This window comes from Pseudomonas sp. R5(2019) (assembly GCF_009905435.1).
In the GTDB taxonomy this organism is placed as follows: Bacteria; Pseudomonadota; Gammaproteobacteria; order Pseudomonadales; family Pseudomonadaceae; genus Aquipseudomonas.
On the sequence record NZ_JAAAMT010000005.1, the window covers coordinates 14,918 to 30,100 of the forward strand.

Annotated in this window: 12 protein-coding genes; 1 reads left to right on the forward strand and 11 read right to left on the reverse strand. The window is 59.8% G+C overall.

Translation table 11 applies throughout. From position 1 onward, the window contains the following. Window positions 1-52 precede the first annotated feature (52 nt). From GUY40_RS05015 to trxA, 11 genes are all read right to left on the reverse strand, one after another. Window positions 53-3,100 carry an efflux RND transporter permease subunit gene (locus GUY40_RS05015; RefSeq protein WP_166567842.1) on the reverse strand — a complete coding sequence of 1,016 codons (3,048 nt, stop codon included), beginning with the start codon at window positions 3,098-3,100 and terminating at the stop codon, window positions 53-55. Further along, window positions 3,100-4,167, reverse strand: a complete 1,068-nt coding sequence (locus tag GUY40_RS05020) for an efflux RND transporter periplasmic adaptor subunit (RefSeq protein WP_166567843.1) — start codon at window positions 4,165-4,167, stop codon at window positions 3,100-3,102. The genes GUY40_RS05015 and GUY40_RS05020 overlap by 1 nt, the downstream gene beginning before the upstream one ends. After that, window positions 4,164-5,243, reverse strand: coding sequence for an efflux RND transporter periplasmic adaptor subunit (locus tag GUY40_RS05025; protein ID WP_166567844.1), 1,080 nt, complete (start codon window positions 5,241-5,243; stop codon window positions 4,164-4,166). The genes GUY40_RS05020 and GUY40_RS05025 overlap by 4 nt, the downstream gene beginning before the upstream one ends. A gap of 144 nt (window positions 5,244-5,387) precedes the next feature. Then, window positions 5,388-6,221 carry an RHS repeat-associated core domain-containing protein gene (locus GUY40_RS05030; protein WP_256675646.1) on the reverse strand — a complete coding sequence of 278 codons (834 nt, stop codon included), beginning with the start codon at window positions 6,219-6,221 and terminating at the stop codon, window positions 5,388-5,390. 107 nt (window positions 6,222-6,328) lie between these two features. Next, window positions 6,329-7,093 carry an RHS repeat-associated core domain-containing protein gene (locus tag GUY40_RS28685; protein WP_371924713.1) on the reverse strand — a complete coding sequence of 255 codons (765 nt, stop codon included), beginning with the start codon at window positions 7,091-7,093 and terminating at the stop codon, window positions 6,329-6,331. A gap of 168 nt (window positions 7,094-7,261) precedes the next feature. Continuing rightward, on the reverse strand, window positions 7,262-7,513 hold the full coding sequence (locus tag GUY40_RS05040; RefSeq protein ID WP_166567847.1) for a hypothetical protein: 252 nt from the start codon (window positions 7,511-7,513) through the stop codon (window positions 7,262-7,264). A gap of 531 nt (window positions 7,514-8,044) precedes the next feature. Beyond that, window positions 8,045-8,704, reverse strand: a complete 660-nt coding sequence (locus GUY40_RS05045) for a gamma-glutamylcyclotransferase (RefSeq protein WP_166567848.1) — start codon at window positions 8,702-8,704, stop codon at window positions 8,045-8,047. 260 nt (window positions 8,705-8,964) lie between these two features. After that, window positions 8,965-9,933 carry a CDP-6-deoxy-delta-3,4-glucoseen reductase gene (locus GUY40_RS05050; protein ID WP_166567849.1) on the reverse strand — a complete coding sequence of 323 codons (969 nt, stop codon included), beginning with the start codon at window positions 9,931-9,933 and terminating at the stop codon, window positions 8,965-8,967. Continuing rightward, window positions 9,933-11,399 carry a 4-hydroxy-3-polyprenylbenzoate decarboxylase gene (ubiD, locus tag GUY40_RS05055; RefSeq protein ID WP_166567850.1) on the reverse strand — a complete coding sequence of 489 codons (1,467 nt, stop codon included), beginning with the start codon at window positions 11,397-11,399 and terminating at the stop codon, window positions 9,933-9,935. Before ubiD ends, GUY40_RS05050 begins: the two co-directional genes overlap by 1 nt. A gap of 158 nt (window positions 11,400-11,557) precedes the next feature. Next, window positions 11,558-12,817, reverse strand: a complete 1,260-nt coding sequence (gene rho / locus GUY40_RS05060; RefSeq protein WP_027979976.1) for a transcription termination factor Rho — start codon at window positions 12,815-12,817, stop codon at window positions 11,558-11,560. A gap of 230 nt (window positions 12,818-13,047) precedes the next feature. Further along, window positions 13,048-13,377: a thioredoxin TrxA gene (trxA, locus tag GUY40_RS05065; protein ID WP_003206727.1), complete on the reverse strand. Its 330-nt coding sequence runs from the start codon at window positions 13,375-13,377 to the stop codon at window positions 13,048-13,050. 271 nt (window positions 13,378-13,648) lie between these two features. Between trxA and ppx the strand changes: the two genes are divergently transcribed. Continuing rightward, window positions 13,649-15,151, forward strand: a complete 1,503-nt coding sequence (gene ppx / locus GUY40_RS05070) for an exopolyphosphatase (protein WP_166567851.1) — start codon at window positions 13,649-13,651, stop codon at window positions 15,149-15,151. The last annotated feature ends 32 nt before the right edge of the window (window positions 15,152-15,183 follow it).

Consider the following 15,183-nt stretch of genomic DNA (forward strand, 5'->3'; position numbering starts at 1 on the left):
CCGCAGCGTTTCTATTCGCGGATAAATCCGCTCCCACATTAGGGGTTCGGCGTTATTGGTTGGCCGGCTCGCGAATCTTGTACCAGGCCACATACAGCGCCGGCAGAAACAGTAGCGTCAGCAAGGTCGCAATGATGATCCCGCCAATCATCGCGTAAGCCATCGGCCCCCAGAACACTTCCCGGGCAATCGGAATCATCCCCAGGCTCGCCGCCGCGGCGGTCAGCAAAATGGGACGACGGCGGTGCTCGGTCGCCTCGATCACCGCGTTCCAGGGTAAATAACCATCACGCTCGAATGATTCGATCTGGGTCACCAGAATCACCGAGTTGCGGATGATGATGCCGATCAGCGCCAGAATCCCGAGAATCGCCACAAAGCCCATCGGCGTCCCGGTCGGGACCAGCGCCAACACCACGCCGATCAAACCCAGCGGCGCCACGCTCGCCACCAGGAACAGCTTCTGCACACTGTGCAGCTGAATCATCAAGAAAGTCGCCATCAGGAACAGCATCAATGGCACCACCTTGGCGATCGGCCCCTGGGCCTTGCCGCTCTCCTCCACCGTACCGCCTGTTGCGACCTGGTAGCCGACCGGCAGCTTGCCGGCGAATTCGTCGATCTGTGGCTTGAGCAGCCTGACCAGGTCAGTGGGCTGGATTTCGTCGCTGACCGCCGCCTTGATGGTAATGGTCGGCTTGCGGTCACGCCGCCATACCAGCGGCTGCTCCAGCTCATAACGCACGGTCGCGAACGACAGCAGCGGGATTGACGTGCCGCTTGGCGTGACGATCTGCAGGTTCTGCAAGGTTTCCGGCGAGCCGCGCTCGCTGTCCACCGCCCGCCCGACCACGTCGATCAGGTAGATATCGTCGTGGACCTGAGTGACCGCCAAGCCGCTGACAATACTGTTCATCAAGCTGGCCACATCCTCGGACGACAACCCCAGCTGCCGGGCCTTGTCCTGAGCGATGTCGATGCGCAGGACTTTGCCGGGCTCGTTCCAGTCGTAGATGATTTCGCCAATGTGCGAGTTGTTGTCCAGCAGGGTCGCCAGGTCAATGGCGTGCTTGCGTACTTGATCGATATCGGGGCCGCTGACCCGGTACTGGATCGGCCGGCCCACCGGTGGACCCATCTCGAGCGCCTGGACAAAGCTGCCGGTGCCGACAAAATCATCACGCAAAATCTTGCTCAGCCTGCCCATCAACGCACCACGCTCTTCCAGGCCCTTGCTGGCAATGACCAACTGCGCGTAGTACGGGTTTTCCAGTTGCTGGTCCAGCGGCAGGTAGAAACGGATCGCGCCCTGGCCGATGTAGGTGCTCCAGCTAACGATGTCCGGGTCATCCTTGATCGCCGCTTCAAGCCGATCCACGGCCTTGCGGGTTTCCTGGATCGAAGCGTTTTGCGGCAGGTTCAGGTCCACCAGAATCTCGGGCCGGTCCGAAGACGGGAAGAATTGGTTCTGCACAAAGCGCATGCAAAACACCGCCAGCACAAACAGCAACACCGTGCCGATGATGGTCAGCCAGCGGTTGCGCATGCTCCAGAGCAACCCGCGATTGAAGGCCCGGCCAATACGCCCGGGCTCCTCGTTGTGGGGCTTCACGTTGGTGCTGAGGATGTGCACGCCGATCACCGGGGCAAACAGCACTGCGACGATCCATGACACCAGCATCGCCACCGCAATCACGGCAAACAGGGTGAAGGTGTACTCACCGGCGGAGCTGGCGTTCAGGCCGATGGGCACGAAGCCCGCCACCGTCACCAGCGTACCGGTCAGCATCGGGAAGGCCGTGGAGGTGTAGGCGAACGTTGCCGCCTGCTCCTTGGTCTCGCCCATCTCCAGGCGCGTGACCATCATCTCCACCGTGATCATGGCGTCGTCCACCAACAGCCCGAGGGCAATGATCAACGCCCCCAGCGAAATGCGCTGCATGGTGATACCGCTGTACTCCATGAACACGAACACCATCGCCAGCACCAGCGGAATCGAGCACGCCACCACCAGCCCTGCGCGCACGCCGAGGCTGACAAAGCTCACCACCAGAACGATGATCACCGCTTCGAACAGCGCGCTGGTAAACCCGCCTACGGCTTTCTCGACCACATCGGCCTGGGACGACACGGTATGCACTTCGATGCCCACCGGCAGGTCAGCCGTCAGGCTTTGCATGCGCTCATGCAGCGCGTTACCGAATGCCTGAATGTTGCCGCCCGCTTTCATCGCGATCGCCAGGCCAATGGCGGGTTGGCCGTTGAAGCGGAACAGCGGCGCCGGCGGGTCGACGTAGCCACGGCTGATGTCGGCGATATCGGCCAGCCGATAGAAGCGATCGTTGAGCCGCAGGTTCACCGCTTCCAGGTCTTTTTCCGAGGCGAACTGCCCGGAGGTGCGCACTGAAATCCGTTCAGGTCCGGCCTCGATCACCCCGGCGGGGGTCACCGCGTTCTGCGATTGCAGGCTTTGCACGACCTGGCGCTGATCCAGCCCCAGCGCCGCCAGTTTGCGGGTGGAAATGTTCAGATACAGGACTTCGTCCTGCTCACCGATCATCTCGACCTTGCCCAACCCCGGCACCTCACGGATCTCGGCGCGCACCTGCTCCACGTAGTCGCGCAGCTGGCGCATGCTCAAGCCGTCAGCGGTAAAGGCGTAGACCGAACCGAACACATCACCGAACTCGTCGTTGAATCCCGGCCCCTGAAGGCCCTGCGGGAAATCGCCGCGGATGTCCTGGATCTTCTTGCGCACCTGATACCAGATCTGCGGAATGTCCTCGGCCTTGGTGGTGTCGCGCAGGTTGACGAACACCGTCGACTCACCGGGCCGGGTGTAGCTTTTCACGAAGTCGAGAGAGTCCAGCTCTTCAAGCTTTTTCTCGATCCGGTCGGTGACCTGGTCCAGCGTTTCGTCCTGGGTCGCGCCCGGCCAGCGGGTCTGAATCACCATGGTCTTGATGGTGAAGGACGGGTCTTCTTCTCGACCCAGATTGAAGTAGGAAAACACCCCCATCAGCAGCGCAACAAACATGAGGTACCAGATAAATGACTGGTGCTTGAGTGCCCATTCGGACAGGTTGAAGCTCCCTTTCATCACTGGCTTTCCTCATCCACTTTGATTTTTTGCCCCGGTTTCAAGCTGTTCACGCCGGCACTGACCACTCGCTCCCCGGGCTTGACCCCCGCGGCCAGCAATACCTTGTCGCCCTCCCGACTCAGCACTTTCACCTCGTGAGGTGAGACCGTGCCGGCCTTCGTGTCGATCACCCACACCTGCGTCTTGCCGTCGACTTCCTGCAACGCGTTGGCCGGCAGTTCGATGCGCGGCGTGATGACCGAACTCAGGGTCACGCTGATCGCGGTCCCCAGACGAAACCCGGCGGGTGTTTGCGCCAGGGTCAGGCGGGCACGGCGGGTGCGCGTCGCACTTTCGGCCTGGGGTTCGATTTCCCGCAGTTTTGCCGTGGTGTGGATACTCGGGTCGAGCTGCGCTGCCACCGTGAACTCAACGCCCACCGGCAATTGATCGGCCAGGCTCGCCGGCAGGTCGATCACCGCTTCCTTGATATCCGGCTGGGCCAGGGTGACCACCTGCTGGCCGACGCTGACCACTTGCCCGGCCTCCGCGTGCCAGGCGGTTACCACGGCCGCGTGGTCGCTGTGCAACTCGCTGTAGCCGAGCTGGTCACGCGACTGGCTGACAGCCGCCCTGGCCTGTTCCAGCTGGGCGCCGGTGGTTTTCAGGTCGGTCTGGGCGATGTCCAGTTGCGCCTGGGCGCCCACCCCTCGATTGAACAGCTCCTGCTGGCGTCGAGCATTGGCCTGGGCGTTGATCCATTGCGCCTGGATCTTCGCCAGATCCCCTTCACTGGCCCGCAGCTGGTTTTGCTGATCGGTCGGGTCCAGCGTCGCCAGCAAGGCGCCTTTGCCGACCTGAGCGCCCACGTCGACATGGCGCCGGGCGATCCGGCCCGACACCCGAAACCCCAAGGTACTCTCGTAACGCGCCTGGATGGTGCCGGCAAAGCGGCCATAGGTTTCCTGATCCTGAGCCTTGACCTCCACAGACAACACCGGCCGGACCGGCTCTGGCGCGGGTTCTTCCTTGGAGCAGGCCGCCAGCAGCAGGCCGCTCAACAGCCACAGCAATACACGCTTCATGGTTTTTTTGCCTCGGCAATTTCCACCTGCATCCCCGGATGCAGCAATTGCCCACCGGCAACGACCACGCGTTGGCCGCTATCAAGCCCTTCGCTGATGATGACTTTACCCGTCAGGTAGCGGGCCACCTTGACGTTTTGGAGGCTGACTTTCTCGTCTTCGCCCACCACCCACACAGCGGGCGAGCTCAGGTTCTTGGTCAGGGCCGACCACGGCAAGGCGATGCTGGCCTTGCCCGGCGGGCTGGCAGTTGCACTGACCACCGAGCCCAGTTCCATGCCGTCAGGCAGGCTTTGCAGCGCCACCTTGACCTGCACCGTGCCGCTGTCGGCCGAGACCGTCGGCGTCACTTCACGCACCTTGCCCTGAGTCTGGATCTTCGGGTTATCGAGCAGGCTGACGGTAATGCTGCGGTCCTTGGGCGGGTCGATCAGCAGCGATTCGTACACGTTGAACACCGCATCCCGCTCCCCGTCACGCGCCAGGCTGTAGATCGGCACCGTGGCCTGCACCACCTGCCCCACTTCGGCCTGGCGAGCGGTAATCACCCCGGCGGCATCGGCGATCAGGGCGGTGTAGCTCAATTGCTCGCGGGCGTTGGCCTGCTGCGCCTGGGCGGCCTTCAAGGCACTTTGGCTGGAACGCAAGGCCGCTTCGGCGGAGTCGTATTCACTGCGGCTGGTGTAGCCCTTGGGCAACAGCTTTTGCTGACGGACGAAAGCCGCGCTGGCTTGCGTCACCCGCGCCTGGGCGGCGAAGACTTCAGCGTTGGCCGATTCCAGCGCGGTCTGCAGATCCTTGGGGTCCAGCCGCGCCAGCACTTGCCTGGCGGTGACCCGATCGCCGACATCGACCTTGCGCTCGATGATCTTGCCGCTGACGCGGAAGGACAGGTCGGTTTGCACCCGAGGCTGGATATCGCCCGTCAAGGTGACGGCCGCTGCGAACTCCGTCGCCGCCGCCTGCTGCACCTGAACGCGCGGGCGCTGCGGCTCGGTGGGCTTTTCTTCCCCACAGCCGCTGAGCACGGCCAGGCAGCCCAGGCCGAGTAAAAACGTCGATCGAAGAGCAGCCATGCAGGCTCCTTGCTTGTGCGCTACGGCTCTGGGACTTGCGAGGGAAAGCGTAGTTCAGGGTAGAGAACCTGCGCTACGGCCGCACTTGATCGATATCAATTTATTGATGTTTACGTAACATCACCAATAGGTAAAAAATATTGTTTAACGTCGGTTGAGCCCATAGAGCATGGACTTCAGCCCACGATTATTGTGATAGCGGCGCTGACCAAAGCTGACACTACCGTCACCACCGATATCATAGTGCGTAATAGCGCCTCGATTAACGGATTCGTACGTGGCGTTTGCTGATCGGTACGACATCACCTGACCAGCGTGACGATGCATCACACCCGGAAACCTACCAAGCGCAACGGACACAGCCAAGTTGAATGGCTTTTCGACTACGCTGAAATACGTGTTCAAGTCCAACGAACTGATACTGGTGATCAAGCGAGCCACTCGTGACAAGGACGATTTCTGTATTCTTTGATCCAACGCCCGTGATACCAAACGAAAATTCTGAAGATCTTCTCCTGACAAGTATTGCATTACCCCATCGAACGGCCGCCCCGTCAAGGTTTCAAGCTTGCTCAAAGGATACGGTTGCGTAGCAGGCTGTTTATCTCGAGTCCTGACAAATCTTCTGGGCACTCGAACCTGGCGGAATTTAACTTGACCAGAGGGATCCACGAAGTTTCTGGGGTCGCCCTGACAGTAAGCATAACTGTTAATGCCCCCTACCCCGAATGGACTTAAACGATCCGGACTGTTAAAACGCTGTAAAATCGGATTAAAACTTCTATGCCCGTTACCCAACCCATAATGGCCAGTCATCGACTCCTGAAACTCGCCATTGAACCCCGCCTGCCCGAATCGACCAAGTCCGAAACCATACGCTGTATACGTAAGTGATATTGAATGCTCCGGCGCCACCACCTGAAACACAGTATTAGCGCCGTCGCAGGCTATTAACTCGGCGTGAATGAAACTGCGCATTGTCAGACCTCTTGGTGAATTGCACTCAGGATAGTCTGATTGACGCATCAGGGTAACTGGTAGAACTGCTAGGTAAAGCAGACTCTTCCGGGTGGGTGATCGAGTATTTACTTTGGCGTGTGGGTGTGGCCGCCCACATCCCTGATATTGACAGTGTGATCGGAAACCGTAAACGTTGCGCGGTGTTTTTTGCCGAGTCGAATTTGATAGAGGCGCTCTTTCTTATCCAATATTTTCAACCTGTCAGTCTCGATTTCGAAAGGTGACTCACCGCGATATATCGCATTCTGAAACGCATCGAATGTTTTTTGAGCATTTTGCTCGATCGGGTCAGTGCTGCCGGGGAGAATTTTGAACCTTGCGTCTTTTTTGTTAAGCCTCCAAGGCCCATTGTCACTTTCACTTCCAGACAATGAAGAACTCGCACTGGAAGTCCCGCTGCGAGAAGAGCGAGACCCGGAAGCTGAAGAGCTCCAGACGCTTGATACGGTCGAAGCTGTCGATGCATTAGAAGGGGTGCGTATCGGCGTTTTAACGTGACCGGTGGGGTCTCGATGATTGACCGGATCGCCAGCACAATAGGCATATGCATTAATGCCCCCCACCCCAAAAGGGCTCTTGCTGTCCGGGCTGTTGAAGCGCCTCAACACTGGATTAAAGGCTCGATACCCATTGCCCAGTAGAAAATGACCTGATCCATCTTCTGCATACTCACCATTAAACCCCAACGAGTTCAAAGCTCCGCCGTACGGGCTGCATCGACCGTAGATCGTATAATATTGCTTAAATATTGAGGCGCGAGACTGCCTGCGCAATACGGATTGGTTTTGGTCACAGGCCAATAATGCTACTGACAGATTTGAACTTTTCATGATTCGGTCTACTTCCATGTAAGGGAAACCGAAAATAACTGCCTATCTTCGTAGGCACAGCTAGTGAATCAGATAGGTTTGGCCAGGACATCTTGTAGCTGGGAAGATCACAGCCATATTGCCGGGCTAAATGCACCCGGCAACCGGCGATGCTTAAACTTCCAATCGCTAACGCGAGCGCACCTCATCAAGCACATCACAACCATCCTGCAACAGCAGGTACGCCACATCGGCCACGGCGGATATATCGCGAGACTCCATAGCGGCGGTATTGAGGCAGGACAAGCTGATCATCAGCTCCTTCGCGCTGCGAAAACGCGTATCGGCGAAGGCCAACAGCTCCGGGACAGAGGCGTCGGGGTTGATGAGCATTATTGAGGGCTTACAGGGTTTTTCGAACGGCGGGATTTGATCGGTCATGGCTAACTCCTTGAGAAAAAGGAACTGCCACAGTCGCTTGCACACGACATAAGGTGGCAGCTGTACGCAGGTGTGCAAGACCGGGCCATGGCCGGCAGACCCGAAGGTCTCCCACGCACAGCCGCCATAACGCAATGCAGCGGGCACAGGCCTGCTGAATAGTTACGGGCTATACGCTCATGGCTCGGGCTTGCACGCCCGGACGCTGATTTGGCAGCGACGGGCGAACTATAGGGGAGTGGGTTTGTGGGAGCAAGGCTTGCCCCAATGCCAGTCAGTTAAGCAATTGAACGACGCAACACCTGTAGGAGCGGACCCGGCCGCGATGGGCCGCGCAGCGGACCCGGCGATTCTGAAACCGCCGGCACTCGCAAGCTGATTCGCCGATGTCACAGGCCCAAGGGGCCGCTGCGCGGCCCATCGCGGCCAGGTCCGCTCCTACATGGACGTCCGCGATGGCATCACCGCGGTCCATCAGATAGACCGCAGCGCCCGGATCGCGAGCAAGCTTTACTCCCACAGGTGCATGACTCAGGTTTGCGAATTGCCCACCTGCGCAATGCATCGTCTGAGCCGTGCTTCCAGATTACGATCCGGCATTTCATGGCTGCGCAGCGCATTGATCGTCTGGGTCACGTATTCATGGGTCGTTCCCGAACGCCCGCAAGCGCTGGCCAGCACATGACTGAGCAGATGGTCCGGCAGGTTGCCGGCGTAGCTGGGCAGGTGCCGCTCCAGCACAAAGCCCAGGGCCTGGACCTTACTGCCATCCTCAAGCCGGCAGGTCAGCCAGTGCGGCCGATAAGACGGGTAAGGCATCTCTCGCTGCCACAAGGCCAACAGCGATTCCTCAAGCTGCTCGTCCGGCAGGCGATAGGCAAAGCCACTGCACGAACCGCCACGGTCGAGCCCGAACACCAGACCCGGACGTTCCGGCGTGCCACGGTGCTCCATGGACCACAGGTACAAGCCACGGTGGTAACCATGAACCCGCGCGCGCCGGCGTTCGGCACTGGAGCATTCGGGGCGCCAGATCAAGGAGCCATAGGCAAACAACCACACCGGCCCGCCCTTATGCAGGCGCATGGTGTTCTGCATTGAATGCACAAGTTGTGCGTGCGTCAGTTGCGGCCCGAAATCCAACACAGGTGGATAGGCCAAATTCAAACAAGCCTGTTCAATCGCCGACATAAGCGTCGCCAGAAATCCCCGTGATTACGCAAGTAAGCACTGTAAGCGAATAAAGGTTCCCCGCAATGACCGTACGGCAATCAGGCCCCACCGATCAAGGGCTTCCGGCCGTATGGTGGCTTCATCCCCGATCATGACGAGTATAGCGATAGTGCTTCATCACGCCGGCAACAATAAAGGGCGCGTTCTTATATAAGCAACCGAAAGTGGGCAGGTTATAACAAACGGCGCACGCTTGAAGTGCACCGTTTGGTTATAGATTAATCGCGCGGTGCATAGGCAAATACATCTGCACGCATTTGATGCGCATCCATGCCCTTCTCGACCAGGGCGTCGAGGGTGGCGTAGATCATGGCCGGCGAGCCGCTGGCGTAGACGTGGACGTTGGAGAGGTCGGCGATGTCTTCGCATACGGCTTCGTGCAGCATGCCGCAGCGCCCTTCCCATCCGCAGAGGTCGCTGACCACCTTGTGCAGATACAGATTGGGTAGCTGCTGCCAGCTGTCCCACTCATCGATGCGGTAGAAGTCTTCAGGACGGCGCACGCCCCAGTACAGGTGCACCGGGTGTTTGAAGCCAGCCGCCCGGCAATGCTCGACCAGGCTGTGCATCTGCGCCATGCCGGTGCCTGCGGCGATCAGCACCAAAGGGCCTTCAGGCAGCTCGGCAAGATGGGTGTCGCCAAAAGGCAGTTGTAGCCGCGCCATGCCGTTGCGCTGCAGCTGCTCGATGAGGCTGCGAGCGCTGGCTTCGCGGGCCAGCACATGCATTTCCAGCTCTCGCCCGGCAGACGGCGCGCTGGCCAGCGAAAACGCCGCTTTCTCACCGTTGTCGCGCTCGATCATCAGGTATTGGCCGGCGTGGTAACGCGGTGGCTTGCCGGCCGGTGCACGCAGGCGCACACGCCAGACATCGCCGCCCAGGTCCACGCACTCGATCAACTGGCAGGCCAGCGAGCGAACCGGCAGCTCGCCCAGGGCCAGCACGCCGTCCCAGAGCACGGTACAATCTTCCAGCGGTTCGGCAATGCAGGTGAACAACTCGCCATGGTCGCGAACTTCACCGGCCTGCTGCACGCGACCATCGACCAGCAAGGCCGCGCAAATATGGCAATTGCCATTGCGGCAGCTTTGCGGGCAGTCGTAGCCCAGACGTCGGGCGGCATCGAGAATCCGTTCTCCGGGCAACATCTGAAGCACGGCGCCGGACGGCTGCAAGGTCACACGCATCAATCTATTCCCAACTGATTCCACATTTCGTCGATTCGGCGCGTCACGGCATCGTCCTTGACGATCACCCTGCCCCACTCGCGACTGGTTTCACCCGGCCACTTGTTGGTGGCATCCAGGCCCATTTTCGACCCCAGGCCCGACACCGGCGACGCAAAGTCCAGGTAGTCGATGGGCGTGTTGTCGATCAGGACCGTGTCGCGCTTGGGGTCCATGCGCGTGGTGATCGCCCAGATCACGTCATTCCAGTCGCGGGCATTGATGTCGTCGTCGGTCACGATAACGAACTTGGTGTACATGAACTGTCGCAGGAACGACCACACCCCCAGCATGACGCGCTTGGCGTGCCCCGGGTACTGCTTCTTCATGGTCACCACCGCCATGCGGTACGAGCAGCCCTCGGGCGGCAGGTAGAAGTCGGTGATCTCCGGGAACTGCTTCTGCAGGATCGGTACGAACACTTCATTGAGCGCCACGCCCAGGATCGCCGGCTCATCCGGCGGCCGGCCGGTGTAGGTGCTGTGGTAGATCGGCTTGCGGCGGTGGGTAATGCGCTCGACGGTGAACACCGGGAAGCTGTCCACTTCGTTGTAGTAACCGGTGTGGTCGCCATACGGGCCTTCGTCGGCCATCTCGCCGGGGTGAATGACCCCTTCCAGAACGATTTCAGCACTGGCCGGCACTTGCAGGTCGTTGCCACGGCACTTGACCAGCTCGGTGCGGTTGTCGCGCAACAGGCCGGCGAAGGCGTATTCGGAGAGGCTGTCGGGCACCGGCGTCACGGCACCGAGAATGGTCGCCGGGTCTGCCCCCAATGCCACCGAAACAGGGAACGGCTGGCCCGGATGCTTCTCGCACCACTCCCGGTAATCCAGCGCGCCGCCACGATGGCTCAGCCAGCGCATGATCACCTTGTTGCGGCCGATGACCTGCTGGCGGTAGATGCCGAGGTTCTGGCGTTCCTTGTTCGGCCCGCGGGTGACGGTCAGGCCCCAGGTAATCAGCGGCGCGACGTCGCCCGGCCAGCAATGCTGGACCGGCAACATGCCCAGGTCGACGTCATCACCTTCGATGACCACCTCCTGGCATGCGGCATCCTTGACCACCTTGGGGGCCATGGCGATGATTTTTTTGAAGATCGGCAGTTTCGACCAGGCGTCCTTCAAGCCCTTGGGCGGCTCAGGCTCCTTGAGGAAGGCCAGCAGCTTGCCGATCTCGCGCAGTTGCTCGGTGGATTCGGCGCCCATGCCCATGGCCACCCGCTCGGGCGTGCCGAACAGGTTGCCCAACACCGGGATATCGAAACCGACGGGGTTTTCGAACAACAGCGCCGGGCCCTTCTTGCGCAGGGTGCGATCGCAGATTTCGGTCATCTCCAGCACAGGAGAAACCGGGACCTGGATGCGTTTCAATTCTCCGCGCTGCTCAAGCTGCTGCACGAAATCCCGAAGATCCTTGAATTTCATTGACCATGCCAATCAGAAAAGAGTGCTACATCCTACCTGCTCCGAGGAGCGCTGGCAGCAGATCTGCACTCAAGGTTGTGGATCGAGCAGCCGCTGGCACAAACAAAAATGGCGCCCATTGAGGGGCGCCATTCATGAGCGTGCCTGGAAGGCTCGCCTTACTTGCGTTTCATCGACAAGAAGAACTCGTCGTTGGTCTTGGTCTGCTTGAGCTTGTCGACCAGGAACTCGATGGCTGCGACCTCATCCATCGGGTGCAGCAGTTTGCGCAGGATCCACATGCGCTGCAGTTCGTCGTCGGCAGTCAGCAGCTCTTCGCGACGGGTACCGGAGCGGTTGATGTTGATGGCCGGGAAGACGCGCTTCTCGGCGATCTTGCGGTCCAGAGGCAGCTCCATGTTGCCGGTGCCCTTGAACTCTTCGTAGATCACTTCGTCCATCTTCGAGCCGGTTTCAACCAGCGCGGTGGCGATAATGGTCAGCGAACCGCCTTCTTCGATGTTACGGGCGGCACCGAAGAAACGCTTCGGTTTTTCCAGCGCGTGGGCGTCGACACCACCGGTCAGTACCTTGCCGGAGCTCGGGATCACGGTGTTGTAGGCACGGGCCAGACGGGTGATGGAGTCCAGCAGGATGACCACGTCCTTCTTGTGCTCGACCAGGCGCTTGGCCTTTTCGATCACCATTTCGGCAACCTGTACGTGACGGGTCGGCGGTTCGTCGAAGGTAGAGGCAACCACTTCGCCGCGCACGGTGCGCTGCATTTCGGTCACTTCTTCCGGACGCTCGTCGATCAGCAGAACGATCAGGTGCACTTCCGGGTTGTTACGCGTGATGTTGGACGCGATGTTCTGCAGCATGATGGTCTTGCCCGCCTTCGGCGGCGCAACGATCAGGCCACGCTGGCCTTTACCGATCGGCGCACACAGGTCGATGACTCGGCCGGTGAGGTCTTCGGTGGAACCGTTACCGGCTTCCATCTTCATGCGCACGGTCGGGAACAGCGGCGTCAGGTTTTCGAACAGGATCTTGTTCTTCGCGTTTTCTGGACGGTCGAAGTTGATCGTGTCGACCTTGAGCAGGGCGAAGTAACGCTCGCCTTCTTTTGGCGGGCGGATCTTGCCGACGATGGTGTCGCCAGTGCGCAGGTTGAAGCGGCGGATCTGGCTTGGGGAGACGTAGATATCGTCCGGGCCGGCCAAGTAGGAAGCATCAGCCGAACGCAGGAAGCCGAAGCCGTCCTGGAGAATCTCCAGCACGCCGTCACCGGAGATTTCCTCGCCGCTTTTCGCATGCTTTTTCAACAGGGAGAAAATCACATCTTGCTTGCGCGAACGGGCCATATTTTCTATGCCCATCTGTTCGGCCATTTCGAGCAGATCGGTAATCGGCTTTTGCTTGAGTTCAGTCAGGTTCATATGGGAATGACGTAATCATGATAGGAGGGGAGGAATTAAGCTTCTGGCTTAATGAGGCCGGGCCGCAGAGAAGGCGACAGGATCGCGTACTAATTCGAGTAGGAGTGCGTCGGCGACGGCTTGCAGGGGGCACTGGAGAAACCGGTGCGAGGCCGAATGTAACACTTGCATTTTCTGGCGTCTAGTCGTACGCCAAAGAAAAGCCCCGCGATGTACGGGGCCATTCAGACTCAGATATTGGCGTCCAGGAAGGCCGCCAGCTGAGACTTGGACAGTGCGCCGACCTTGGTCGCCTCGACGTTGCCGTTCTTGAACAGCATCAGCGTCGGGATACCACGCACGCCGTGCTTGGCCGGTGTTTCCTGGTTTTCGTCGATGTTCAGCTTGGCGACGGTCAGTTTGCCCTTGTAGGTTTCAGCAATCTCGTCCAAGACCGGTGCAATCATCTTGCAAGGGCCGCACCATTCAGCCCAGTAGTCGACCAGTACCGCACCTTCGGCCTTGAGAACATCCGCCTCGAAACTGGCGTCGGATACGTGCTTGATAAGATCGCTGCTCATGGAAATCTCCGGGGTCGTAAGCAAAAACGTCGTTCATCATAACGGCCCCGGCGGCCTACAGGAAGCCGAGGGTGATTGAGTGTAACTATAGGTGTGCGTAGAAATGCTATCAGATGATTCGTCAGCTCAATCTGAACCTTCATTCAAGCGCTATCAGATTTATCTTACTGTTTTGCGATTACCTCGCTTAAGTCACGGCATATGACGCTTCGCGTTGGCGACACCGAAGGATCGTGGCACGATGGCACGGTTATCGACCAGGATCCTGACCATGCCGCAATCCACAGCCAAAGATCTTTCCTTGATCGCTGCCATCGACCTGGGCTCCAACAGCTTCCATATGGTCGTTGCCAAGGCTCACCACAGCGAGATCCGCATTCTTGAACGGCTCGGGGAAAAGGTTCAGCTGGCCGCCGGCATCGATGAAGAGCGCCAGCTCAGCGAAGAGTCCATGCAGCGCGGCCTCGACTGCCTCAAGCGCTTTGCCCAACTGATCAACGGCATGCCCTCGGGCGCTGTGCGGATCGTGGGCACCAACGCCCTGCGTGAAGCGCGCAACCGCGGCGAATTTATCCGCCGCGCCGAAGAAATTCTCGGCCACCCGGTCGAGGTCATCTCCGGCCGTGAAGAAGCGCGCCTGATTTACCTGGGCGTGTCCCACACCCTGGCCGACACCCCGGGCAAACGCCTGGTCGCCGATATTGGCGGCGGCAGCACTGAATTCATCATTGGCCAACGCTTCGAGCCATTGCTGCGTGAAAGCCTGCAGATGGGCTGCGTCAGCTTTACCCAACGCTACTTCCGCGACGGCAAGATCACCCCGGCCCGCTACGCACAGGCCTACACGGCGGCGCGCCTTGAGTTGATGAGCATCGAAAATGCCCTGCACCGGCTGACCTGGGACGAAGCCATTGGCTCCTCGGGCACCATCCGCGCCGTCGGGCTGGCGCTCAAGGCCGGTGGCCAGGGCTCGGGCGAGGTCAATGCCGAAGGCCTGGCCTGGCTCAAGCGCAAACTGTTCAAGCTCGGCGATGTCGAGAAAATCGACTTCGACGGCATCAAGCCTGACCGCCGGCCAATCTTTCCGGCGGGCCTTGCGATCATGGAAGCGATTTTCGATGCCCTGGAACTCCAGCGTATGGACCACTGCGAAGGCGCGCTGCGCGAAGGTGTGCTGTACGACCTGCTCGGCCGCCATCACCATGAAGACGTGCGTGACCGCACCCTGACCTCGCTGATGGAGCGCTACCACGTCGACCTCGGCCAGGCTGCGCGCGTCGAGCGCAAGGCCCTGCATGCGTTCGATCAAGTGGCCAACGCCTGGGACCTGGAAGACGGTATCTGGCGCGAGCTGCTGGGCTGGGCGGCGAAGGTGCATGAAGTCGGGCTGGACATCGCCCACTACCAATACCACAAGCACGGCGCCTACCTGATCGAGCACTCCGACCTGGCAGGCTTCTCCCGCGAAGACCAGCAAATGCTGGCGCTGCTGGTGCGTGGCCACCGGCGCAACATTCCCAAGGACAAATTTGCCGAGTTCGGCGAAGAAGGCCAAAAACTGATTCGCCTGTGCGTGCTGCTGCGCTTTGCGATTCTGTTCCACCACATCCGTGGCACCCAGGAAATGCCGAAAGTGGTGCTGCTCGCCAGCGGCGACAGCCTGGACGTGGAGTTCCCGACCGGCTGGCTGGATGAAAACCAACTGACCCAGGCGGATTTCGCACTGGAAGCGGAGTGGCTGACGCGGGTGGGGTTTGTGCTCAGCGTTCACTGAGGATTTGCAGCGCAGCTATTCGCGGATGAATC